16 protein-coding genes and 1 tRNA gene are annotated in these 24,189 nt (G+C 67.7%); 4 read left to right on the forward strand and 13 right to left on the reverse strand.

Features of this window, described 5'->3' with window-relative positions; translation table 11 throughout:
• The first annotated feature begins 34 nt into the window (after positions 1-34).
• A complete protein-coding gene (locus JS531_RS07520; protein ID WP_214314685.1) occupies positions 35-1,177 on the forward strand; it encodes an FAD-dependent oxidoreductase in 1,143 nt (380 codons plus the stop codon).
• Between the two features lie 154 nt (positions 1,178-1,331).
• Here JS531_RS07520 and JS531_RS07525 read toward each other — a convergent pair whose 3' ends face one another.
• The 4 genes from JS531_RS07525 to JS531_RS11265 form a co-directional block, all read right to left on the reverse strand.
• Positions 1,332-3,221 (reverse strand): hypothetical protein, encoded by a 1,890-nt coding sequence (locus JS531_RS07525; RefSeq protein ID WP_214314686.1) that lies wholly within the window; start codon positions 3,219-3,221, stop codon positions 1,332-1,334.
• 122 nt (positions 3,222-3,343) lie between these two features.
• A complete protein-coding gene (gene murJ, locus JS531_RS07530; RefSeq protein ID WP_214314687.1) occupies positions 3,344-5,179 on the reverse strand; it encodes a murein biosynthesis integral membrane protein MurJ in 1,836 nt (611 codons plus the stop codon).
• Positions 5,176-7,443 carry a DUF6049 family protein gene (locus JS531_RS07535; RefSeq protein ID WP_214314688.1) on the reverse strand — a complete coding sequence of 756 codons (2,268 nt, stop codon included), beginning with the start codon at positions 7,441-7,443 and terminating at the stop codon, positions 5,176-5,178. The genes murJ and JS531_RS07535 overlap by 4 nt, the downstream gene beginning before the upstream one ends.
• A gap of 44 nt (positions 7,444-7,487) precedes the next feature.
• On the reverse strand, positions 7,488-8,369 hold the full coding sequence (locus JS531_RS11265; protein ID WP_214314689.1) for an NUDIX hydrolase: 882 nt from the start codon (positions 8,367-8,369) through the stop codon (positions 7,488-7,490).
• Positions 8,370-8,453: 84 nt separating this feature from the next.
• Between JS531_RS11265 and JS531_RS07545 the strand changes: the two genes are divergently transcribed.
• Complete coding sequence (locus JS531_RS07545; protein ID WP_214314690.1) at positions 8,454-9,995, forward strand: CCA tRNA nucleotidyltransferase; 1,542 nt, start codon at positions 8,454-8,456, stop codon at positions 9,993-9,995.
• Between the two features lie 119 nt (positions 9,996-10,114).
• On the opposite strand, the gene JS531_RS07550 is transcribed toward JS531_RS07545, so the two are convergent.
• From JS531_RS07550 to JS531_RS11125, 7 genes are all read right to left on the reverse strand, one after another.
• Complete coding sequence (locus JS531_RS07550) at positions 10,115-10,747, reverse strand: LytR C-terminal domain-containing protein (protein WP_214314691.1); 633 nt, start codon at positions 10,745-10,747, stop codon at positions 10,115-10,117.
• Positions 10,748-10,783: 36 nt separating this feature from the next.
• Entirely contained in the window at positions 10,784-11,818 is a 1,035-nt protein-coding gene (locus JS531_RS07555) for a 4-(cytidine 5'-diphospho)-2-C-methyl-D-erythritol kinase (protein ID WP_214314692.1), read from the reverse strand.
• Positions 11,815-12,810 (reverse strand): 16S rRNA (adenine(1518)-N(6)/adenine(1519)-N(6))-dimethyltransferase RsmA, encoded by a 996-nt coding sequence (gene rsmA, locus JS531_RS07560; protein ID WP_214314693.1) that lies wholly within the window; start codon positions 12,808-12,810, stop codon positions 11,815-11,817. Before rsmA ends, JS531_RS07555 begins: the two co-directional genes overlap by 4 nt.
• 104 nt (positions 12,811-12,914) lie before the next feature.
• Positions 12,915-14,444 (reverse strand): G5 domain-containing protein, encoded by a 1,530-nt coding sequence (locus JS531_RS07565; RefSeq protein WP_214314694.1) that lies wholly within the window; start codon positions 14,442-14,444, stop codon positions 12,915-12,917.
• 267 nt (positions 14,445-14,711) lie between these two features.
• Positions 14,712-14,785, reverse strand: a tRNA-Thr gene (locus JS531_RS07570).
• 82 nt (positions 14,786-14,867) lie between these two features.
• Positions 14,868-15,839, reverse strand: a complete 972-nt coding sequence (locus JS531_RS07575) for a thioredoxin domain-containing protein (RefSeq protein WP_214314695.1) — start codon at positions 15,837-15,839, stop codon at positions 14,868-14,870.
• Between the two features lie 146 nt (positions 15,840-15,985).
• A complete protein-coding gene (locus tag JS531_RS11125) occupies positions 15,986-18,286 on the reverse strand; it encodes a protein kinase (RefSeq protein WP_346427770.1) in 2,301 nt (766 codons plus the stop codon).
• A 538-nt stretch (positions 18,287-18,824) separates the two neighbouring features.
• Here JS531_RS11125 and JS531_RS07585 point away from each other — a divergent pair.
• Together JS531_RS07585 and ugpC are read left to right on the forward strand one after the other, a co-directional pair.
• Positions 18,825-19,955: a glycosyltransferase family 2 protein gene (locus JS531_RS07585; protein WP_276313208.1), complete on the forward strand. Its 1,131-nt coding sequence runs from the start codon at positions 18,825-18,827 to the stop codon at positions 19,953-19,955.
• Between the two features lie 246 nt (positions 19,956-20,201).
• Positions 20,202-21,329, forward strand: a complete 1,128-nt coding sequence (ugpC, locus tag JS531_RS07590; protein ID WP_214314697.1) for a sn-glycerol-3-phosphate ABC transporter ATP-binding protein UgpC — start codon at positions 20,202-20,204, stop codon at positions 21,327-21,329.
• A gap of 271 nt (positions 21,330-21,600) precedes the next feature.
• Here ugpC and JS531_RS07595 read toward each other — a convergent pair whose 3' ends face one another.
• Positions 21,601-23,004, reverse strand: a complete 1,404-nt coding sequence (locus JS531_RS07595) for a DUF4032 domain-containing protein (RefSeq protein ID WP_214314698.1) — start codon at positions 23,002-23,004, stop codon at positions 21,601-21,603.
• Between the two features lie 129 nt (positions 23,005-23,133).
• Entirely contained in the window at positions 23,134-24,150 is a 1,017-nt protein-coding gene (rlmB, locus tag JS531_RS07600; protein ID WP_214314699.1) for a 23S rRNA (guanosine(2251)-2'-O)-methyltransferase RlmB, read from the reverse strand.
• Positions 24,151-24,189: the final 39 nt, after the last annotated feature.

Here is a 24,189-nt window from a genome sequence, read left to right on the forward strand (position 1 = left end):
CAGGGGCAGGGCACTGCTTTGATAGGGTGGGGACATGACTTTGCGACATGTGGTGATCATCGGTTCCGGACCCGCCGGATATACAGCGGCGATCTATCTGTCTCGCGCGGGGCTTCGGCCGGTCATGGTGACCGGCGCGCTGACACCGGGCGGGCAGCTCGTCAACACGACCGAGGTGGAGAACTATCCGGGATTCCCGGATGGCATTCTCGGGCCCGACCTGATGGACGCGATGAAGGCGCAGGCCGAGAAGTTCGGCACCGAGTTCATCCCGTCCGATGTGGAATCCGTCGTCGAGCTGCCGTCGACCTCGGACCTGGATACGGACCTGGATACGGATGCGGACGGCACCTCCCACGGCAAACCGACATTCCGTCTCACGCTGGATACGGGGGAGGAGCTGGACGCCCGCGCGGTGATCGTCGCGACCGGATCCACCTACCGCAAGCTCGGTGTCCCCGGCGAGGAGAAGTACTCCGGTCACGGCGTCTCATACTGCGCCACTTGCGACGGCTTCTTCTTCCGGAACAAACCCATCGTCGTGGTCGGCGGCGGCGACTCCGCATTCGAGGAGGCTCTGTACCTGACCCGCTTCGGTTCGTCGGTCACGCTGATCCACCGTCGCGGCGAATTCCGCGCCTCCGCCATCATGGTGGAACGCGCACGTGCGAACGAGAAACTCACGCTGCTCGCCGACACGGTCGTCACCGCGATCCATGGCGGCGTTCCGGCCGCGACGCCGTCGGCGTCGGACGCTTCGACCGTATCCGCGCCGGCTCCGGGCGGGCTGAAACTCAACCTCGGCGGACCCGCCGGCGGATTGTCGCTCGGTGACGGCAACGCGATCGGCGGCGGTCTGTCGTTGCCGCTCGCTGTGCCGACGGCAGGCGAGGTGACCGGCATCGACATCCGCAACACCGTGACCGGCGAGACCGGTACGCTCACTACGTCGGCCGTGTTCGTGGCGATCGGCCACACGCCCGCCACGGGATTCCTCGGCGGTCTGGTCGATAAGGACGGCGACGGCTATGTGCTCGTCGATGGTGCCGGCACGTGCACCTCACATCCGGGCGTCTTCGCCGCCGGCGACTGTGTGGACCGCGTGTACCGTCAGGCCATCAGCGCCGCAGGCATGGGATGCCGCGCCGCGCTTGACGCACAGGCCTATCTGGCGTAGGCGCGGCCCGGCGCGCACAGGACAGGTTCCGGGTCGGGCGCCGAAACATACGCAGAACCCCTGCCAGGGAGTCTTTCGCTCCTGACAGGGGTTCCGTCGTACTGACGCGTAAGTGCCGCCGCTTATACGCGGTCTACGGTCGGCGTGAGCCGGTTCAGCGACGGTAATAGGCGGCGGTCACATCGACGAGCACGATGTCATCCGCGGCCGCGCCATGCGCATTCGTGGACGTCTTCTTCTGCGAGCCGCTGTCGCCGAACGGCACGTCGTTGAGGTTCTGTTCGGGCCACTGGTTCGCGTCGTCGCCCTTGTTGCCGGAGTTCGAATTGTTGTGGAACGTCACCAGCGCCACGGTCAGCGCGGCCGCGATGAGCACCACGGCCACCGTGATCACCGCCACGGTGATTCGCACATTGCCGAACAGGCGATGGTCGGACAGGTTGTCGTCCGGTTCCGAAGACTCCTCCACGGACTGTGCGGGACGGGGCACGAAACTCGGCGGCAGCTGACCCACCGGGGACATCACGTACGATTCCACATTTCCGGTGCGGGAGGTGCGCTCCGCATCACCCGTCACGATCGTCGAATCATCCATCGCATGCGGCGGGAACGACGGCGCGGCACCGGACGCACCCGGCGCAACGGCACCGGACGCACCGGACGCGGTCGCACCATGCGCGGAAGCGCCTTCGGGCCGGGCCGGCAGTTCGCTGCGGATTGCGGACATGTCCAACGCCATCGTCGGCTGGTTCTCCGTCATGATGGGGATGCGCGTGGTCTCCTCGCCCGGACCGAACGTGTTCGGCATCGGCGCGGGCGAGGGATACGTCTGGAACGAGAACTCGTGGAACAGGTCAGACGAGGCATCGCCGGGAATGGTCGCATCGAGGTCGCTGCCGATCGCCGCACGGGGGATGGCAACCGTGGGCTGCTGACGCTGGCTCCTGCGCTCCGGCAGCGGGATGTCTCCGGTAGGCGTGCCGGACCCCAGCGGGCCGCCCGTCGCGCCGGCGGCGAGGTGCCACAGCGAACGGGGTTCGTTCACGTCGATGACCGGATCGGCCGGCAGTGATTCGAACGCCTCGCGGTTCTGGCGCGCCACCACGCGGTCCGCGTGCTCGGCGGCCTCCGCCTCGGTGGGCGCGTGGTCGATGGTGAGGTTGCGCAGCTTCTCCCGGGTCACCACGTCGTCCGGCAGTGACACCGGCTTGAACTTCGAATCGGCTTCGACCAGCGCGGCCATGGCGATGGATCCGTTGCCGGACTCGCCGGGAACGGCCAGATCGTGACCGGAGAGTTTGCCCAACGGCGTCCATTCGCCCAGCAGTGCGGTGAGCTCGCCCAACGTGAGCATCGGCTCGCTGGCGTTGCCGGCCTCATCGGGCAGCTCCAGACCGCGGGCCATGATGACCTTGAATTCCGGCGGCAGGTCGTCGGGCATGGCGTGCAGGTCCACCTGATCGATGGACAACGCCGGCGCGCGCATGACCAGCGCGGCCATCACGAATGCGAGCTGGCGGATGGCGAGCTGCTCCACGGGGAGCTGCTCCTCCTCCTTGGCCGCCTCGCCCGTCTTGGGACGGGTCGTGTCGACGAGCAGCGAGGCCAACGGCGCATCGGCCAATTCCACGCCACTGGTGGAGATGCGGATGGTGTCCACGCTCAGACGCGGCTCCTGCAATCCGGAGGCGATGCCGGCGGCTTCGCCGATCACCGTGCGGATGGCTTCGAAGCTGAACGTGCCGCTCGCCTTGCCGAGCAGGTACTCATGCAGGGACAGTCCCTGTTCGATCTGCGTGACGAGCATGGCCGCCTGTCCGGCCTTGCGGAATTGGAGCACCGGATTGACGCCGGCTTTGCGGCCCACCGCCGTGGCCATGGACGAGACGGATTCGATGGCGGCGGGATCGGTGACGATGAACAGCTGGCATTCGCGCGCCAGCACACGGTCGGTGGCCTTCCACGCCTGCAGGTACGGAACGTCTCGAAGCAGGGTGACCAGTGTGTATCGGTTGAAAAGCGTGTCTCCCAGCTGAGGCTTCATAGTTCCTTCGACTCCGTGATGCGTGACGGCTGCGCCATGCTTGACTTCCGATGGCGCTGTAGACATTCTAGCCATGGGCATGCCCGTGTCGAAAGCGGTTTCGTCGGGACTTTGCCCTTGCTTCACAGTTGCGTGTCGTGGGGGTGCGACGACACCGTGCGGGGTGCGTGGGGCGCGGTTTCGGAACCGTCCCGTGGCGCCGGTTCCGGCGACGTCTCGCCGTCGTCCACGAAGATGTCCCGGGGAGCCGAAGCGTCCGCGCCTGCGGCGGCATCGGACGTCGGTGCGGACGCCGGTGCGGACGCGCCGCGACGGCCCGCCACACGGCGCAGCACGGAGGAGGACAGCGCGGTGAACTCCTCGCAGCGCACCGCCATGAGCATGGCCGCGTAGACGACCGCCGTGACCGCGGTGACGATCGCGCAGAACAGGAACGCCTGCATCCAGTTGAGATGCTCGTGCCCGGGCTCCAGCGACGAGCCCAGCAGGGCCTCGATCGGCCTGGAGAGCAGCTTGGCGACCAGTCCGGCCACCACGGCCGCGGCGAGCGTCTTCAGACCGGTGGAGGCGATGCGTCGGCCGTCCAGACGTCCGTCGAACCGCTTGCGCAGCATGACCACGAGGAACGGGAAGCTCAGCAGGTAGCTCAGCGAGATGGCCAGGCCGATGCCCGCCGTCCAGTACTGCGGCGGCGCGAGCAGCATGATGCCCACTTCGATGACGATCTGGATGGTGTTCGTCATGAGCTGGAACAGGAACGGCGAACGGCCGTCCTCGAACGCGTAGAACGTGCGCTGGATGAGCAGGTACGCGCTGGTGGCGGGCAGGCCGATCGTCAGGGCCATCATCGGCCCGGCGATGAGCTGCGCCTCCGGCACGCTCACGCTGGGCAGCAGCGCGATGGTGATCTCGACCGGCATGACGAGGATCGCCATCGTGAAGAACATCATGAGGACGAGCACGTTGCGCAGGGCGCCGCTCAGGTCGGCGCGCGCCTCGTCCATGTCACGGTCCGCCACCGCGCGCGAGATCTTCGGGAAGATGGCGGTGGCCACCGAGGTGGCGATGAGCGAATACGGCAGGATGTACAGCGTGAACGCGTTCTGGTAGGAGCCGTTGCCGGCGATGCCGTACAGGTCCCCGCCGGCGAACGGCGCGCCGTTGGAGATGCGGGCGTTGACGATGTTCGTGATCTCCTGCATGCCCATGACGCCCATGCTCCACGCGGCCACCGGGCCCATGGCCTTGAGGCCGATGCCGGACACGCCCCACTGGGGACGGTACTTCAGGCCGCTGCGCATCAGCGGGACGAACAGGATGAGCGCCTGGAAGGCCACGCCGATCGTCCAGGTGCCGGCGGTGAGGAAGATCTTGCCCTCGTCCCAGAACTGGAGCGGTTGGCGGCTGGCTGGGCCGAACAATACGAGGAAGACGGTGAAGCCGGCGCAGCTGATGACGTTCGCGCCCACCGAGCTCCACGCGTAGGCGGTGAACTTGTCCTGCGCGGCGAGGATCTGCCCGAGCACGGTGTACAGCCCGTAGAAGAAGATCTGCGGCATGCACCACAGCGTGAACGCGTTCACCAGCGCGCGCTGCGCGGGGTCCCAGCTCGAGTTGAGGTACAGCAGGGTGAGCAGCGGCGTGGCGGCCATCATGAGCAGGGTCATGGCCAGCAGGATCACCACGGCCAGGGTGATGAGCTTGTTGAGCCGTTCCTGCGCGTCATGCGCCTTGAGCGTGCGCACGATCTGAGGCACGAGCACTGCGTTGAAGATGCCGCCGGAGATGACGGTGAACAGCACCTGCGGAATCATCGAACCGGTTTGATACGCGTTGGCGGCGATGCCGGTGGTGCCGAGGCACGCGGCCAACAGGATGGTGCGCACCTGTCCGGTGATACGGGAGGCCATGGTCCCCGATGCCATGATCAGGGAATTGCGGCCGACGTTGGAACTCATTCGTCGGGATCCTTCTTGCGGTTGAACTGACGCCACAGGCCCAACGCGCCGAGCAGCACGGCGAACCCGATGATGACGAAGCCGGTCTTGTCGCTGATCTTGAGCACGCACGTGACGTCCGTGTGCTGGACGGCGCCGAACGAACGGCCCTCACGGTCCTCGAGGGACACGCTCGCCGAGGTGGAGCCGGAGGTGGCCGCGCGCAGCGAGAACGTGACCTGCGCCTCGGAACGCGCCGGCACGGTGACGGTGACGCGGCGGGAGGTGACGATCTCCGGGGAATCGGTGATCGACGAGACCTGGATGGTCACCGGATACGGCGTGACGTTGCTGACCGTCACCGGCATCGAGGCGGTCTCGGAGAGCATCGTCACCGCTTCCGAAGGCGTGAGCGTCACGCCGGACATCACGTCCGACGACAGCTGCCGCGCACCCTGCAGCACACTCGTCGCGTCCGCGCCCAACGCGGAGGAGCCGCCGTCGGCGGCCATCGCGTGCAACGCGAGCTGGTCGTGCGCGGCCAGCAGGTCGGCCGCCCAACGGGCGGAACCGGTGAGACGGGCGGTGGCCTTCGCGTCCTGACGGGCCAGCGCCTGCGCGTTGGACGAGCCGCTGCCGGAACCGGACGACGAATCGTCGTCCTTCGCCAGAATGGCATCGCGGAAACGCACGATGTCGTTGCGGGCGGACACCAGCGCGGACAGCGCGTCATGGATCGAGGCGGCGTCCGCGTCGCTCAGGCCGGACGCGTCCGGCACGGAGGCCTTCGCCTCCTCGCCCGTCGTGTACGGCGAGGTCGAGGCCAGCGTGTCCAGATCGGTGAGCTCGAGCCACGGCGACGATTCCACCGCGCCCATGAACGCGTCGATGGTGGAGGCGGCGGCGTCCGCGGAGAAGCAGACCAGCAGGTTGCGCGCCGTGTACGGCTGCTCCATCTGATAGAACGCGCTCTGCGCGACGAAGCGCGCCAGACGCCCCGCCTCCGTGGATTCCGCCAGCGCCTTGCGGCTGGTGGCCTCGCCCTTGGCCAGGTTGCCCAGCTCGCGCTGCTCCACCAGCACGGTGACGTCGCCGGCGTCCGTCGGCACGATGGTGGTGCCGGTGTGCACGGTGTCCGTGCCGGTCGATTCGAAGTCGTATGTGGAGACCACCGTGGAGTAGCCCTGCCGGCGCGCCTCGGTGAGCGCCTTCAACGTCCACTTGGCCTTGCCCTGCCAGGCGATGGCCGTGGACTTGGCCTTCTGGTCGCCCAGGGCGGCACGGTACCAGGCGGTCGCCGTGTCGGCGCTCCACGAGTCCGTGGCGATGCCGGCGTTCGCGTAGCCGTCCGCGTCGTCCATCGCCGCGTAGGCGGTGATGTCGAAGCCGGCTGGCTGGCTGATGGCGGTGACCTTCGGCGGGATGGCCAGGGCGGATAGGTACGTGGGGTCGGCCACGGTCTGCAGTGCGGTGTGCTTGGACAGCGTCTGCGAGAGCGTGGTGTCGAAACGCGTGTGGTCGCCGTCGAGGACGGCCGCGGACAGGTCGCGGCGTACGGTGCCGTTCGTCCCATCCGACGTCGACGCGCCCGACGTGCCGGAACCGTCCGATGACGTCGTCGCCGTGGACGTCGTGCCGTTCGTGACCAGCGATTCCAGCGACTGCGTGTCCACCGTCCAGTGGCCGCTCGTCAGCGGCATTGCCATCGTGATCTGCATGGCCGGCGTGGCCGCGTTGGCGAGGCCTTCCGCGGAGCGCGTCAGGAACGTGTGGAGCTCCTCGACGGCGCCGTCGTGCGCGTACGAGACGAGCAGCGGCTTCGGCCCCCATACGGTGATGGCTTCGAGCGCGTCCGCGTCCGCGGAGGCGTCCACGTTCACCACCGTGCTGTCTCCGGGCGCCAGTTCGGGCACGTCGACCTCGCCGAGCACGGCGCGCGTGGGGATGGCCGCGGCCGATTGCGCCCACTCCTGGATGTCCGTGCGCGAGGTGAACGAGTACTTCGGGTTGAGTGACAGCGTGAACGTGCCGGCCGACCAGGTGTCCTGCGAGGTGTTGGTCACGGTGGCCATGAGATGGTAGCCGGACGTGGCCGTCACCGGCGACGTCGTGCCGTTGAGGGCGATGACCTGTCGCGCGTCGGCATCCTGCGTGCCGTCCGTGCCGGACGCGTCGGACGTCGAGGCCGTGTCGGACGTTCCTGATGTTCCGGACGCATCGTCGGCGAACGCCGGAAGCGCCACGGCTCCCGCCAGAAACGCCACGGCGAGAAGAAGTCCGGACATGGCGCGCCACCACAGGTGCGCGCGCCGTGCTGGGGCGTATCGGTTCACTCGTCTGCCTGCCTGTTCAGTTTCCTGGCGTATAGCCACGCGATCTTGCGTTCATTAGGGTAGCTGAGCACGTCGTCCAGATCCTTGAAATCGACCCAGATGGCGTCCTCCGCCTCGTGGTCCGGATCGCCTTCCACGGTGAGGTCGCCACCTATCTTCCGGAGCGCGAAATGGTGGACGAGTTTGTGGACGCGTTGCGTGGTGCCGGTGAACCAGTAGTCGATGGTGGCGATGGAATCCACCACCTCGCCCAGGATGCCGGTCTCCTCGTGGACCTCGCGCACCGCCGTCTGCTGCGGCGTCTCGCCCTTTTCGATGTGGCCCTTCGGCAGGCACCATTCCAGATGCCCGCTGCGCGAGTGGCGGGCGATGATCGCCACGCGGCCGGTCTCGTCGAACACGAGGCCGCCGGCCGAGTATTCGCGCACCACCGGCAGTTCCTGCGCGTCCAGCGAGGCGAACGTGGTGGGGCCGTCCGAGGTGCGGCGGCGCGGCATCATGGCCGGCGTGGGGGAGCGGCGGGCCGCGCGTTGGGCGGGTCCCGCCATGATGGCCGGCGTGACGACCGAGGTGACGGAGGCGTCACGCCGGTCGATGCTGGTGATGTGGGCGTCGCCGTCGTCCGGCGGCAGCATGTCCGCGATGATGTCCGCGATACGAACGGAAAGGCCGTCGTCGGCCGGTGCGACGTCATCGGAGTCGTCGTCGGCGACGGTCCCGTCGACGGCTGCGGCACGTCCCCCGCCCGTCACATCCGGACGTGGCGACGAGACCGACGTGTACAGCAGCACGTCCTCTTCCAAGCCGTTTTGGGTACGGTTGGCCGCGGCATCGTCGGCATGCCTCAGCATGCGCGCTAGGTCCGCGGGCGTAATCATGCCTTCCACCTTACTCAAGTCTGTGTGCATGTCGAGTGACGGTATGCTGGTAGCGGCAAGAGGAAACGGTCCGAAAGGGTTGTCGTGAATTTCGAAGTATGGCCTGAAGCCATGGAACTGGGGCGCATGTTCGCCGCCGAAGGATACGAGCTGGCGTTGGTCGGCGGTCCGGTGCGCGATCTGCTGCTGCACCGCCGCAGCCACGACCTCGACTTCTGCACGTCGGCCCGTCCGGAACAGTTCGAGCCGATCCTGCGGCGCTTCGGCCACGACGGCTTCTGGGACATGGGACGCAAGTTCGGCACGCTCGGCGCGATGCGCCGGCGTCCCGACGGCACCGAAGTGAAGGTGGAGGTCACCACCTACCGTTCCGACACGTACGATCCCGACTCCCGCAAGCCGGAGGTCGCCTACGGCGACACGTTGGAAGGCGACCTGTCCCGTCGCGACTTCACCGTCAACGCGATGGCGCTGCGCGTGCCCGACCTCGAGTTCGTCGACCCGTTCGGCGGCGCCAACGACCTCGCGAAGGGCATCCTGCGCACGCCCGTGGACCCGCGGCAGTCGTTCGACGACGACCCGCTGCGCATGATGCGCGCCGTGCGGTTCGTGGCCCAGCTCGGCTTCCGCATCGCGCCCGAGACCGCCGAGGCGATCAGCGACATGACCGAACGCATCGGCATCGTCTCCGCGGAACGCGTGCGCGACGAACTCACCAAACTGCTCCTCAGCGACCGGCCGCGCGACGGCGTCGAAGCGCTCGTCGAATCCGGCCTGGCCGACATCGTCCTGCCCGAGATCCCCGCGCTGGAACTGCAGATCGACGAACACCACCGTCACAAGGACGTGTTCGAGCACACGATGATCGTGCTCGACCGTGCCGTCGCCCTCGAAACCGGCGACGACGGACCGGTGCCGCGGCCCGACCTGACGCTGCGCCTCGCCGCCATCATGCACGACGTCGGCAAGCCGAAGACCCGACGCTTCGAACCCGGCGGCAAGGTGAGCTTCCACCACCACGACGCCGTCGGCGCGAAACTCACGCGCAAGCGCCTCAAGGCGCTGCGCTTCGACCACCACATCGTCGAGGACGTGAGCGAACTGGTGAACCTGCACCTGCGCTTCCACGGCTACGTGGACGAGCCGTGGACCGACTCCGCCGTCCGCCGCTACGTCAAGGACGCCGGACACCTCTACGAGCGGCTCAACCGCCTCACCCGCGCCGACGCCACCACGCAGAACCGCCGCAAGGCGCACATCTTCGCCACCGCGATGGACGAGATGGAGGCGCGCGTCAAGGAGCTCAAGGAGAAGGAGGACTTCGACGCGATCCGTCCCGACGTGGACGGCAACGAAATCATGGAGATCCTCGGACTGGCCCCCGGACCCGAGGTGGGCCGCGCGTACCGGCACATGCTCGAATACCGTTTGGACAACGGCCCGGTGGAGCACGATGTGGCCGTGGCCGAGCTGCGGCGCTGGGCGGGGGAGCATGGGCTGACGGCCGAAACGGGTGAATCTGGTGAAGCGGCCGAATCCGCAGAATCGGCCGAAACGGCCGCGCAGCCCGAACAGCCCGCACCGGGCGCACCAGACGCACAGCCTGCACCGGACACGCAGAACTGAGTCCCACGCGGCGCCGACGATATGACGAAGCCCGGAACCTCAATGGTTCCGGGCTTCGTCATATCGTCATCGGATTCGCTCGGCGGCCGTGCGCGCGTGCGTACCCGCCGAACGCCGCGTCAGTTGACCTCGGTGTGCTTGACGGCCTTCGGCAGGCCGGCCTTCTGCATGGCCTCGGCGCTCTTGCAGCCCTCGAAGTCCTTGATGGTCGAACCGCGCTTCTTGAGCTGCGCGTCGGTCTTGAAATCGTTGAACGTGGCGCCGATCACCACATCCACCAGACGGTCCTGGCGGTCGTCCATCACCATGACCGCGTCCGTGAAGTAGGAGTTGAGCGTGTATGCCGGGTTGATGGCGTTCACGCCGTAGTAGATGGTGGTGCGCCGCACCTTCGTGGAGGTGAAGTTGTCGGCCAGGACCACGTTGAACTGACGGTCCGTGAGCGCCTCCTTCACCGCGCCGGCCAGACCCATCGAGCTGGTGCCGTTGAGCACGCGCACCGGCACGGTGGCGGGCTCGGCCCACGCCATGGCACTGCCGTCCTCGTTTTTCGCGGCGCACGCCACGGCCACGCCGTAGTTGGGCTTCTCCTCCTTCTTGACCTGCTCGTCCACGTCGATGATCCTGAAGTAGAACAGGAAGGACACGACAAGCGCCACCACGAGGATCGCCGCCGTGATGGAGAACACGATCTGCTGACGGCGTCGTACATACGCCTTGCGTGCCTCGCGCTCGTCATACTGTTCCGCCATGCGCTTTACCCTTTCGTTCGCTGTGCTGTCAATACCTTAGCGTGCAACCGTGACGCTGCCCGCGGAGTCCATGGAGGCGTAATGCGGCCGGATGAGCGGCTTCGCAGGCGCTTCGGCGGCGATGATGCGGTCCACCGCGCCGCTGCGCCGCCACGTCTCGGCCACCCGCTCCCGGACCTGCTCGGTGGGGACGAACGCCACCACCGAAGGGCCCGATCCGGAGACGAACGCGTGCCGCGCGCCCGCCCGCAGCGCCTCGTCCACGGCCGTGCCGCTGCGCGGATGCAGCTCCACCGCGGCCCGCTGCAGATGGTTGCGGTGGCCGTCCCCGGCGCCGACGCGGTCGAAGGCCGCATACACCTTCGGCGTGCTCAGCTGCGCCTGATAGGCGCCGACGAGCACGCCGCCGCAGTAGCCTTCGGCCCGCAGCGCGCGGTCCATGTCGGAGCCCTCCTCGATGGGCGTGATGATCTCGCCGTAGCCGGTGCCGCGCGCGTAGCCTCCCGCCACGCAGAACGGCATGTCCGCGCCAAGCGTGGCCGCCACCTTGCGCAGGCGCGCCACCGGCCAGTCGAGCCCCCACAGCACGTTGAGCGCGAGAATCGTGGCCGCGGCGTCGGCGGAGCCGCCCGCCAGACCGGCCCCCACGGGGATGCGCTTGTCGATGGACAGCGCCACGTCCGGCGTGCGTCCGGCCTCCTCGGCCATCGCGAACAGGGCGAGCACCGCGTGGTTGCGGCGCATGTCGGCGGCGCCGGACGCCAGATCGCCCAGATGCCTGCCGGCGAGGTCCAGCGAGAACCCGGATCCGGCCGGTTTTGCGCCGGCGGTGACCGTGTCGGTCAGGCCCAGCGCGCAGTAGATGGTGTCGAGCTCGTGGCGGCCGCCCCATTGCTCGTGGGCGGGGCCCACCTCCAGCGTGAGGTTCGTCTTCGCCGGGCAGTCCACGCTGACGGACACGGGAAGGGCGTCGTGGTTCCGGCGTCCGCGCGGCGCGTCGGCCGTTCCCGCCGTCCCGAGCGGCCCGTTCGCGGCGGCGAGATTCGCAGGCGACGCGACGGCGGAGGTCATGCCGTCACCTCGCCGTCGTCGGCCGTGGCGCCCGCGGCGGTGTCTGCGTCGTCGTCGGCCGCCTGCGCGAGGCACGCCTTGGCCAACGCGGTGAACTCGCCGATGGTGAGCGTCTCGCCGCGGCGGGTTGGGTCGATGCCGGCCGTCTCGAACGCGCCGGCGGGCACCGTCTTCTTCAGCGCCGCGTGCAGCGTCTTGCGCCGCTGCCCGAACGCGGCGTCGATGAGACGGAACGTCTCGCGACGCAGCGCCACGTCGTCGGCGCCGTCGTCCGTGTGCGTGCGATGGAAGGCGACGAGCGCGGAATCGACGTTCGGCGCGGGCCAGAACACGTTGCGTCCGATGACGCCGGCGCGGCTCGATTCGCCGTACCAGGCGAGCTTGACGCTGGGGGTGCCGTAGATCTTGCTGCCGGGCGTGGCGACGAGACGGTCCGCCACCTCCTTCTGCACCATGACGAGGAACGATTCGAGGTTCGGGAAGCGTTCCAGCAGGGTGAGGATGATCGGCGTGGCCACGTTGTACGGCAGGTTCGCGACGAGCGTGAACGGCTCGCCGTCGGCGAAGTCCGTCAGGTTCTCCGGGGAGACGGTGAGGGCGTCGCGGTTCACGATGGCGAGACGTCCGGACGCCTCCGGCATGAATTCGGCGACGGTCTGCGGCAGGCGTTCCGCCAGCGGCGGGTCGATCTCCACGGCCGTCATGCGCGCGCCGGTCTCCAGGATGGCCAGCGTGAGGGAGCCCAGTCCGGGCCCGACTTCGAGCACGTGCGTGTCGGCGTCGACGTGCGCCTCGCGCACGATGCGGCGCACCGTGCCCGGGTCGATGACGAAGTTCTGTCCGAACTTCTTCGTGGGGCTGACGCCCGCCTCCGCGGCGATGCGGCGGATGTCGGCCGCGCCGAGCAGGTGTCCGGTTGCGGCGGTTGCGGCGGTTGCAGCGGGGGAGTCCGGTTCCTCGGATGCGTGACGTGTCGATGTCGTGGTGTTCATATCACCTTCCGCGATTGCGATGGGTATGCGTTGGGGTCTGCGATGGTCTGCGATGGGTGGTGGCGATGCCGGTTCGTGCGATGGCGCGCGGAACGCTCCGCCGATCAGTACCAGTTGTGGGCGAGCCACCAGGTCTTCGCCTTGGTGGGGGAGCCGTAGCGCTGCGCGATGTAGCTCAGGCCCCAGTCGATCTGGACGGCGCCGTCGTCCTTCCAGCCGGTGCCCATCTTGGAGCCGGGGAGGGCCTGCGGGATGCCGTAGGCGTCGGACCAGGGGTTGTCGGCGTACCACAGCCAGCCGGATTCCTTGTTCCACAGCCACACGAGCGTGTCCCACTCGGTGCCGGTCCATCCGCGCTGCGCGGCGGCCGCGGCCGCGTAGGTCTGCGCCTGCGCCACGGTGGGGTGCCACAGGCGGCCGCCGCCGGAGTTGGACGAGGATCCCGAGTTGCCGGAGTTGCCGGAGTTGCCGGAATTGCCGGAATTGGAGTTGCCCGAGTTGTTGGAATTAGAGGAGTTGCCGGAGTTGTTGGGCTTGTTCGAGTTGCCGGAATTGGAGTTGCCGGAGTTGTTGGAGTTGCCCGAGTTGCCGGAATTGTTCGAACCGGAGTTCGAGGAGTTGCCCGAGTTGTTCGATCCGGAGTCGTTCTTGGAATCGTCCTTGCCGGAGTCGTTCTTGTCCGTCTTGTCGTTCTTGGACGAGTCGGAGTCGTCGTTCTTCGAATCGTTCTTGCCGGCGTCCGCCTGGCCGTTGCTGGTGTCCTGCGGGTCCTCGACCTTCTCCGGGCCGACGGCCACGATCCTGTCGAGCGCGATCTTCGTGGTGGTCTCGCTGACGAGCGTCTCGCTCTCCGCCACGCCGTCCACGTACGTCACGTCGTACACCTGCGTGATCTCGCCGTTCTGGCCCTCCTGCTGGATGACCGTCTGCCCCGGATCCAGGGAGGAGTCGATGACGGTCTGCGTGCCGTACGGCACCGTCTTGACGCGGGTCTCCTGGCCGTGGGTCACGCGCTGCACGCGCAGGATGGTCTTGCCGCCGTCCTCGGTGACGCTGACGCGGTCCTCCTTGCCCACGTTGATGCCCTTGGAATCGAGGATGGACGCGGCCGGCAGCTTGCCGTTCGGGGCCACGGAGGTCTTGCCATCGGCGATCACCGTCACCGGGCCCTCCTTGTTGATGACCAGGCCGCCGGTGAGCTGGTTGTAGATGTTGTCGATGTTGACGGTGACCTGCTGCGCCTGCTTCTCGTTCGCCTTGAAGAAGCCGATGAGCTGGTCGGCGCTGTCCGCCACGGTCCAGAACGGAATCTCCTCGCCGTCCACGTTCACCGTGGTCTGATAGGCGCTGCGCACGCTCACCACCGCATGGTCCGTCAGCGTGCTGCCGGAGGAGGACTTCACCACGTCGTGCGTCTTCACGTCGACGCCCTGCTCCTCGAGCAGACGGTCCACGGTCATCGCGTAGGTCTCGACGGTGGTGGTCTTGCCGTTCACGTCCAGCGCCACCGCCTTGCGGGTGGAGAATCCGAAGCCCGCGGCCGAGGCGGCGACCACCGCCACCACGCACACGGCCACACGGATACGGCGCAACATCACGAATCGTTGCGGGGTCCATCGCCGTGCCATAGTCATACCTCTTTCCCGCCCGGAATTCGGCGCGTTGGCGCGACCGGGCATACCGGTGCCATCGTAGCGCAACAAGTGCAAAGAAAAAGAAAAAGGGGGCGGGAGAGAAGGGGAAGTTCCCGCCCCCTGTAACCGGGACAGGAGTTGGTTGGGGGACACTCCTGCCCTGTCTAGGGAACCAAAATCGGGGGAAGGCTCCTAGACGCTTACCCGTGTTAAGTCTGTATCGCGCCCCCGGCGCACAACTAGTATACGCCATCCCTGAACACGACGAGCCTCTTGTCGGGATCGAACCGACGACCTGCCGCTTACAAGGCGGCCGCTCTGGCCATCTGAGCTAAAGAGGCATGCGCGTGTTGCCCTTCGCGGCACACGCGCGGGAGACCAGCATACACCATGGGCCGCCCGAGCGGGCGGCCCATGACGACGTCACTTGCCGGTGGTGAGGGAGATCGGTTTGCCGCTGGCGCCGATGGACGGCAGCGTGCCCTTCTGGCCCACCTGGTCATCGGTGAGGCCCAGGGCCTCCACCAGGCCCTTGTCCGCCGTCAGCGAGGCGGTGGAGAGCTGGTTCATGTCCCAGAAGTGGCCGTTGATGGTGACCGTCGGCGTGGTCATCGAGCCCTTGAGCTGGCCGGAGACGTTCGCCAGCTCGGTGCGCTTCGGCGTGTACGTGTCGATGGCGTCCAGCCACTTGGTGTACTTGTCGGTCACGGCGGCATCGGCCACCTTCTGCGCCACGCCCGCGTTGACGGCCTGCTTCTTCATCTGGTCGTCGGAGGTCTTCTTGCCGGAGTTCTCGGCCGGCTGGAAGTCCTCGGCGTACATGTTCGTGATGAAGCCGAGGATGTGGCTGGCGTCCTTGTCCTGCTCGGTGATGGACAGCAGCATGTTGGCGGCGCGCGTCGAGTACTCGTCGGAGCTCCAGCGGTCGCCGAACGACATCGGGTGCAGCTCCAGGTTGATCTGGCCGGCCTCGACCAGCTTGGTGATCGTCTCGCCCGCGGTGCGTTCGAAGTTGCCGCAGCCGGAGCACATGAAGTCCATGTAGACGGCCACGGTGGGGGCGTCGTCCACGGTCTTGCCCACGCCGTCCTTGGACAGGATGACGCCGCCCTTGTCGTCGGCGGTGCTCGGCTTGTCCTCCACCTTCTGCAGCGCGTCGTACGCCTCCTGGACGGTCATGTCGCTGCCGGCGGCCGAGGTGTGCGCCTTCCACAGCGCGATGCCGGCGACGAGCACCAGGACGGCCACGATGGCCACGACGATCGCGCCGATGATGGTCTGCTGCCGGCGTTCCTTCGCCGCCTGCTCCGCCCTCGCCTTCGCGGCGGCCTCCTCGGCCGCGCGGCGCGCGGCGCGCGTCTTGCGTTTGTCCGTCTTGTTCGCGTTCGATGCCATCGGTGGTGTGTCCTTTCCCCAATATCAAACCGAAGACCAGCCCCGGTCCACAGACGGCCGCGATGCGGGGCGTGGACGGGCATTGAGCGCCAGTCTAGCCCAGAGCCCCGCACAATACGGGGCTCCATCGTTGAATTCCGGGTGAACTACGCCACCGGCGGATTGCCGCGCGTCACGCCGGCACCGAGCCGCAACGTGGCCGTGTACGGCCAGAACGCGGCGACGAGCCATGCCGCGGCGGCCATGAACGCAAGTGCCGCGCCCGTGGCGGACAGCGGCCCCTCGACCGGCCATGGCACCTGATACGGCCAGATGCCGCCCGGCGTGGGCGTGGGCGTGACCGGCAGCTGGAACACCAGGACGAGCGCGGTCATGCCGGCCACGTCGACGAGCAGGAACAGCAGCGTGCGCGCCACGGCCATGGCCAGCGCCTTGAGCAGATGCCAGGGCATCTGCACGGCGCGCATGGCCGCGTCCGAGCCCCTGCGTTCGCCGCCGCGGCGCTCCTCGCGGGTGAGCTGCGCGTCGGCGCTGCACCCGATGGTGAGCAGCACCCAGAAGATGACGGCGGCCGCCACGACGCCGGCGGTCGGCGTGATGACCGCCGCGACGGCCGGCACCACGGTGAACGCGAACAGCGGCGCCTTGCCGCGCTGGAGATAGCGTATGCGCGCCTCGACGGCCGGGTTGGGCGCCGTCGGTCCCATCTGCGGTCCCATCCGCGGCGGCTGCGGGAATCCCGAGACCGGCATCGGTGCGGACTGCATCGGCATGGGTCGCATCGGCGTGACCGGCATGGTGGCGGGCGCGCCGTTCCCGGCCGGAGGCATGACGGCGGTCGCCTGCGTCGCCGGCTCACGCAGGAACGCCGGCACCGTGCCCGTCACGGGCGCGACGCCCGGACGGGCGTCCGTCGCAGGGGTCTGCGGCGGCAACGCGGCGGTCGCGGAACCGACGCCTCCGTCCGATGCCGTCTCCTGCTGCGGGCGATACGGCACGTAGGCGGGCGGCATCTCCTCCGGTCCGTCCGCCTCCTCCGGCTCTTCGGCGGCCGCCGTCCCGTCGTCGTCCGACGTGCCCGCAAGCCGTCGCAACCGGCGACGCGATTCGTCCGCCGTCCGTCCGGAACCGTCCGGAACGTCCCAGCCATGCCGCATCGCGGGCATCACCCGGGTACGCGACGGCAGGACGGCCGGGACGTCGGGTACCCCATCGTCGGCGAGCATGGCCGTGGCGTCGTCGGCGTCGAGCGGATCGCTGGCCAACGCCACCGTGCACTGGTCCGGACGCAACGCGCGCGTCGCGTCCGTCACGGCGTCCCAGTCGTCGCCGTCGCGCCACGCGGCGCGCGCCGACGCGGCGGGCGGTATGACGGCCGTGGCGGCGGTCGCCGGCATCATCCGCGTGCCGGGCAATGCCGCCGTGCCGGACAGACCGGACGGGGCGTCGGACATGACGGCCGTGGCGTCGCCGTCAAAAGGGCGCATCACCTCGGTGGCGTCGCCTGTCGTATGAGGCAGGGTGCTGTCGAGCGTGTCGTCGTCGAGCGCGGCGAACGGGATCAGCGCGTCCAACGCGATGGCGTGCAGCAGCTGATCGGGCGTGCACCGCTTCGCGGGATCGGGATTGAGGGCGCTGCGGAACGCGGTCAGCGTATGCACCGGCAGGCCGGCGAGATTCGCGTTGCCGGACGCCTCACGCTCCAGGACGGCCATCATCGGCTTCGTGCCGAACACCGGCTCGCCGGTGGCGGCGAACGCGAGCACCGAGGCGACCGACCACCAGTCGGTCGCCTCGCTCGATTCGGCGCCGTCGATGATCTCCGGGGCGATGAACCCCGGCGTGCCCATCACCAGGCCGGTGCGCGTCACGTGGCTTTCGCCTTCGCCCATCGCGATGCCGAAGTCGACGAGCACCGGGCCGGACGCGGACACCATCACGTTCGTCGGCTTGATGTCGCGGTGGATGATGCCCGCCGCGTGCACGGCGCGCACCGCGTCGATGAGCTTGCGGGCGAGCCGCTCCAGGTCGTCGCCCACGTACTTGCCGTTCGCGGCCACGTCGTCCTTGAGGTTCTTGCCTTCGATGAGTTCGGTGACGATGAACGCCACCGCGTCGTCGAGCTCCATGTCGACGATGCCGCACACGCCGGGATGGTCGACGCGCTTCAGCGCCATCGCCTCGCGGCGCAGGCGCTCGCGCGCGGTGACGTTCTCCTTGAGGTTCGGGTCCTGCGGTGTCCGCGCGCCGGGGTCCGCGCCGTCGCCGGACGCCTCGTCGGACAGCGAATCGCGCAGGATCTTCATCGCATACACCTGTCCGCCGTCGTCGTGCACGCGCCACACCGAACCCATCGCGCCGGAACCCAGCCGGGAGATGAGGGTGTAGCCGCCCACCACCTCGCCCGGACGGAGGTTCAACGCGCTCAAATCACTCATGGCACCCATCCTATCCATGGCCCGGGTATGCCGGAGCATATGTACCGGTCGTCGCCGGCCATGCGTGTTGCATGGTGCCGTCCGCTACGCTCCCGGGCTTTGTGGGCGTCGTTTCCGTGCCAAGCCTGGCGTGGAAGCGACGCTTAGGAGGTTTGCGCGGCGTTTCCGGCCACTCTGTGGCACGCCGACGCCGCTGATGAAGTCATCAGCGGCGTATGCGTGCCGATCTTGGCTCGGAAACGACGCTGGGGGCTCCGTAGGCGTCGTTTCCGTGCCAACGGGTGTATGGCCGCAGATGACGTTGGCTTTCCGCCGACGGTGTTGGCGCGGATCCGACGGTGGTGGCACGGATCCGACGGTGGTGGGACGGTGACGGATGCGGGATGGGCATGCCCATGGCCCGCGCCCGCGTTCGCCTCCCCTCTTCACGTCCCGTTCGCCCGACGGCGTTACGCTGGTGCGCATGGAACGTGAGTCGCAGCAGGAACCGTCCGCATCGTCCGCCGCACCGGAGGTGACGCCGGCGGCGGCGCCCGTCGGCGAACCGCTGGTCAGCGTCGTCATCCCCGTATACAAGGTGGCGGCGTACCTCGACGCGTGCGTCGCGTCGGTCACGGCGCAGACGTACCGGAACCTCGAGATCCTGCTCGTCGACGACGGCTCGCCCGACGAATGCCCCGCGATGTGCGACGCGTGGGCCGCACGCGACCCGCGCGTGCGCGTCATCCACAAGGCCAACGGCGGCCTGTCCGACGCGCGCAACGCGGGCATCGCCCAGGCGACCGGCGCGTACATCTACTTCGCCGATTCCGACGACACCCTCGCCCCGAACCTCGTGGAGGACTGCCTCAAGGCGATGCGCGAGTACGACGCCGACCTGGTGATGTTCCAGTTCGACACGATCTCCGATTCCGGCAGGCCGCTGCTCTCCGACTACCGGCACAACGACTTCTCGCACGTGCAGGTGCTCACGCCCGTCGAGGCCGTCAAAATGCAGGTCAAGGCCGAGATCGACGGCTACTTCTGGGCGTTCCTCGCGCCGGCGTCCACCTATCAGGGCAGCGGGTTCTCGTTCCCCGTGGGGCGCAAGATCGAGGATCTCTCGCGCATCTGCGAGGTGATCGGCGCCGCCACACGCGTGGTGCGCATCCCCGAGGCGCTGTACCACTACCGCATGCGCGAGGGGTCGATCACCGCCGGCCTGGACCCGCAGCTGATGCGCGACTGGATGAAGGCCGCCGACGACCGCGAGGCGTACGTCGTCGGCCGGTTCCCCGAACTCAAGGGGTTCATGAAGCTCCAGCAGCTCAACTTCTTCGCCAACCTCGACTACGAGACCATCCGCCAGTCGCTCATCGCCGGGCTCAAGATCGACCCGGAGGACGCGGACCTGATGCGTCGGCGCATCGAGGGCCTGCGCCGGGACGTGGAGCATGGCGACGGCGACGAGACGATCCCGGACACGCTGCGCGACCTGCTGGGGCTGCTGCGGCTCGCCGTGTCCAAGGGGTCCGACGAGCGGGCCGCCGACGCCCACCCCGGTCTGGCGGACCTCTTCCACGACATGCGCGAGGATTGGCGCCAGATGCGCGTCCAGTGGGTCGGCGCCATGCAGGAGGCCATGCGCGAGAAGGGCTCCGAGCGTGTGGAAGTCCGTCGGGACAACGCGACGGAGTGACACGAAACGCCCAGCGAAAGCGCTTTCTTTGACGGGCGGCGACATTCGTGTATAGTGTTCCACAGATTCCGAGCAGTGATGTGCGGAATCCGATAAGTAAACGCCGAGGTTTGCGGGTTGTCGGAGATTGCAGCGATGCGGTCGAGGGCGACGAACGAATCAAAGCACAGTAAAGAAACACAAAGCAGTAATCCCTTTACAACGGATCGTGAGGCACGTACCTGCCTCTGAAAGGATGAACAAACCATGGCTGAAGTCATTTTCGACCACGTCACTCGTATCTACCCGGGCAACGACAAGCCCTCCGTGGATGATCTGAACCTTGATATCAAGGATGGCGAGTTCCTCGTCCTCGTCGGCCCCTCCGGCTGTGGTAAGTCCACCACGCTGCGCATGCTGGCCGGCCTCGAAGAGGTCAACAAGGGCCGCATCCTCATCGGTGATAAGGACGTCACCACCATGCAGCCGAAGGACCGCGACATCGCCATGGTGTTCCAGAACTACGCGCTGTACCCGCACATGACCGTGGCCGACAACATGGGCTTCGCCCTGAAGATCGCCGGCACCCCGAAGGAGGAGATCCGCAAGCGCGTCGAAGAGGCCGCCAAGATCCTCGACCTCACCGAGTACCTCGACCGCAAGCCGAAGGCCCTCTCCGGTGGCCAGCGTCAGCGTGTCGCCATGGGCCGCGCCATCGTGCGTAAGCCGAAGGTCTTCCTCATGGATGAGCCGCTGTCCAACCTCGACGCCAAGCTCCGTGTCCAGACCCGTACGCAGATCGCCGCCCTCCAGCGTCAGCTGGGCGTCACCACCCTGTACGTGACCCACGACCAGACCGAGGCTCTGACGATGGGCGACCGCATCGCCGTCATCAAGCTCGGCATCCTGCAGCAGGTCGGCGCCCCGACCGAGCTGTACGATCGCCCGGCCAACGTCTTCGTCGCCGGCTTCATCGGCTCCCCGTCCATGAACATCAACGTCCACCCGGTCGTCAACGGCAAGGCCCAGATCGGTGAGGACACCGTGGACCTGCCGGCCGAGGCCGTCAACAAGCTCACCCCGGAGGACGGCGGCAAGATCGTCGTCGGCTTCCGTCCGGAGGACGCCTCCCTGGCCCCGTCCGACGACCCCAACGCCTTCTCCCTGAAGGTCGTGAACGTCGAGGATCTCGGCTCCGACGGCTACATCTACGGCAACATCATCACCGATGGCTCCGCCGCCGAGGAAGCCCAGGTCATGTCCGACCAGAACAAGCTCACCACGGTCCGTGTGAACCCGCGTGCGCTGCCGAAGGTCGGCCAGACCGTCAAGATCAAGATCGACCCGGCCAAGATGCACCTGTTCGCTCCGTCGACCGAGCTGCGTCTGAACTGATAACACTTGGCCGGACGGTTGTTGGCCCGGTCAACCATTAAACGAGACGTCTCTCTTCCTCTCTAATCGTCTCGTTGGAGAAGCCCCGCTCTGTCGCGGGGCTTCTTTTGTATGCACGTCGTTTGTATACACGTCATGCGTGCGGCTCCGATGCGCATGCGTATGCGAAGACCCCCGTGACGTCGTCACGGGGGTCTTCGCTATGGTCGGTCCGGCCGGGGCCCTTCGTCAGCGGGACATGCGCGGCTGGACCGCGGCCGAGACCGGATCGTCAGTGCGCCCAGACGGCCGCGTCCGGATCGAAGTCCGGATTGTAGCCGTCGTCATCGTTGTCGTAGTAGGTGGACTCGTCGTCGATGACGCCGGAATCCGCCTCCTCGAGCAGCGTGTCGATGTCCTTCTTGTCGAGCATCTGCTTCGGCAGCACGTCCTGGATGTAGCTGGTCACGGCCTCGCTCATCGGCACGTCATGGCCGGCCTTCTCCGCGAGGAACCAGCGGTGGGTGAGCACCTCGTGGAAGAACTGCGCCGGCTCGATCTGCGAACGGTACTTCGCCGGAATCGAACGCACGGTCGGCTCGAACACCTCGCGCATCCAATCGGTCGCCACGATCTCCAGATCCTCGCCGTCACGCCACGTGGAGGCGCGGTAGGCGTCGAGGTCGTTGAGCAGGCGACGCGCCTGGTTCTCCTGCACGTCGAGGCCGGTGAGGCGCAGCAGCTTGCGGTTCGCGTAGCCGGCGTCGACCACGCGCGGACGGACCAGCACGCGCTTGCCGCCCTCCTCGGTCTTCATCTCCAGCTCGTCCACGTCGAAGCCGAGCTCGTTGAGCTTGTTGACGCGCTTCTCGATCTTCCACATCTCGTCCGGGCCGAACTTGTCGGTGTCGGTCAGGGCGCTCCACAGCGAGTGGTAGCGCTCCACCAGGCGGTTGCCCACCTCGATCTCGTCCACGTCGCCGGGCAGCAGCTTGCCGGAGCTCAGATCCATGAGTTCGCCGATGATGTTCGTGCGCGCCAGGTCGATATCGTACTCGCGCTGGCCGTTGGTGAGGTTGACCTGCAGGTCGCCGGTCTCGGCGTCCACGAGGAACGCGGAGAACGCGTCGGCGTCGCGCAGGAACAGCACGTTCGACAGGGACACGTCGCCCCAGTAGAAGCCGGCCAGGTGCAGGCGCACCAGCAGCACGGCCAGCGCGTCGATGAGACGTTCGGCGGTGTCGTTCTGCAGGTTGCGCGCGAACAGGGCGCGGTACGGCAGCGAGAACTTGAGGTGCTTGGTCACCAGGATCGCCTCGAGCGGCTCGCCCTCCTTGCTGTGGCGGCCCGTCACCACGGCGATCGGGCGGACGGCCGGCAGTTCGAGCTTCTGCAGGCGGCGCAGGATCTCGTACTCGCGCTCGGCCATCTGACGGGTGATCTCCTTCATCGCGTACACCTCGTCGCCCACGTGCACGAAGCGCACCACGTGGCGGGAGATGCCTCGCGGCAGGTTGGCGAGCAGCTCGTCCGGCCAGGTGGCCAGCGGCTTGTGCCACGGCAGCGTGAACATCTTCGGGTTCGAGCTGGCTGCGGTGATCTTCAACGCCTGCGGCTCCGCCGTGGCGGCCGATTCGTCCGCGGCCTGCACCGACGTGGCCTTCGCCGCGCGAGGGTCCAACTGTGAAAGATTCATTGCGGATTGCATTGCCGATCCTTACACTTCCGGTTTTTCGTTACTGCTGTGTTCTGTGATGTCCGATGCCTCAGCGCATCGCGGCCGGTCCGCGCGCCTCCATGTGCGCGGACCGGCCGTGCGGTGGGGTCAGGACCGCTGCTCCTGTGCCTTCGCTGCGGCGATGGCCTTGCGTCGGGCCTCGGCCACGGCGTACAGGCTGATGCCCGCCGCCACGGATGCGTTGAGTGATTCGACCTGGCTGGAGATCGGGATGCCGGCGACGGCGTCGCACGTCTCGCGCACGAGACGGCTCACGCCCTTGCCTTCCGATCCGAGCACGACCACCAGCGGGTCGGTCTCGAAGCCGGTCCCGCCGACAAGGCTGCTGCCGCCGCCGTCCAGCGCCACCGCGTAGTAGCCGCGTTCCTTGAGGCTTTCGATGGCCTTCGTGAGGTTCACCACGCGGCACACCGGCAGGTGCGCGGCCGCTCCGGCCGACACCTTCCACGCCGCCGCGTTCACCGAGGCGGAACGACGCTCCGGCAGGATGACGCCGTTCGCGCCGAACGCGGCCGCGGAACGGATCACCGCGCCGAGGTTCTGCGGGTCGGTGACGCCGTCCAACGCGATGAACAGCGGACGCGCGGCGAGACGCGCGGCTTCGGAGTTCGCGGCCTCCATGGCCTTCGACCTGCGGTCCGCACGATCCGCCAGCTCGGCGAGCGAGGCGTACTGGTACGGCTCCACCTTGAGGATCACACCCTGATGGTTGCCGGAGCGAGCGATGCGGTCCATCTCCAGGCGATCGGCCTCGAGCATGTGCACGTTGTGCGTGCCGGCGAGCTTCACGATCTCGCGCGTGCGGTCGTCATGCTCGATGCGGGAGAGCACGTACAGCGTGGAGCTGGGCACGCCCACGCGCAGCGCCTCGAGCACGGAGTTGCGGCCGAACACCAGATCAGTGGTGTCCGCCGAGGCGAACTTGTCGACGCGACGGCGGGCCGCCAGCCGCGGATCGGCCATCCTGCGGCGTTCCGCCGCCTTCTTCGCCGCGTACGCCTTGTGGTAGACGCGGTCCTCGGCCTTGGGCGTCGGTCCCCTGCCGCGGAGCGCGTTGCGATGCTTGCCACCCGACCCCTTGGTCGGTCCTTTCTTCGTAACCATAAGGGCCATTGTCTCACAAGGCCCAACCTAAGGGAACAT

Source organism: Bifidobacterium sp. CP2 (genome assembly GCF_018555635.1).
Classification (GTDB): Bacteria; Actinomycetota; Actinomycetes; order Actinomycetales; family Bifidobacteriaceae; genus Bifidobacterium; species Bifidobacterium saguinibicoloris.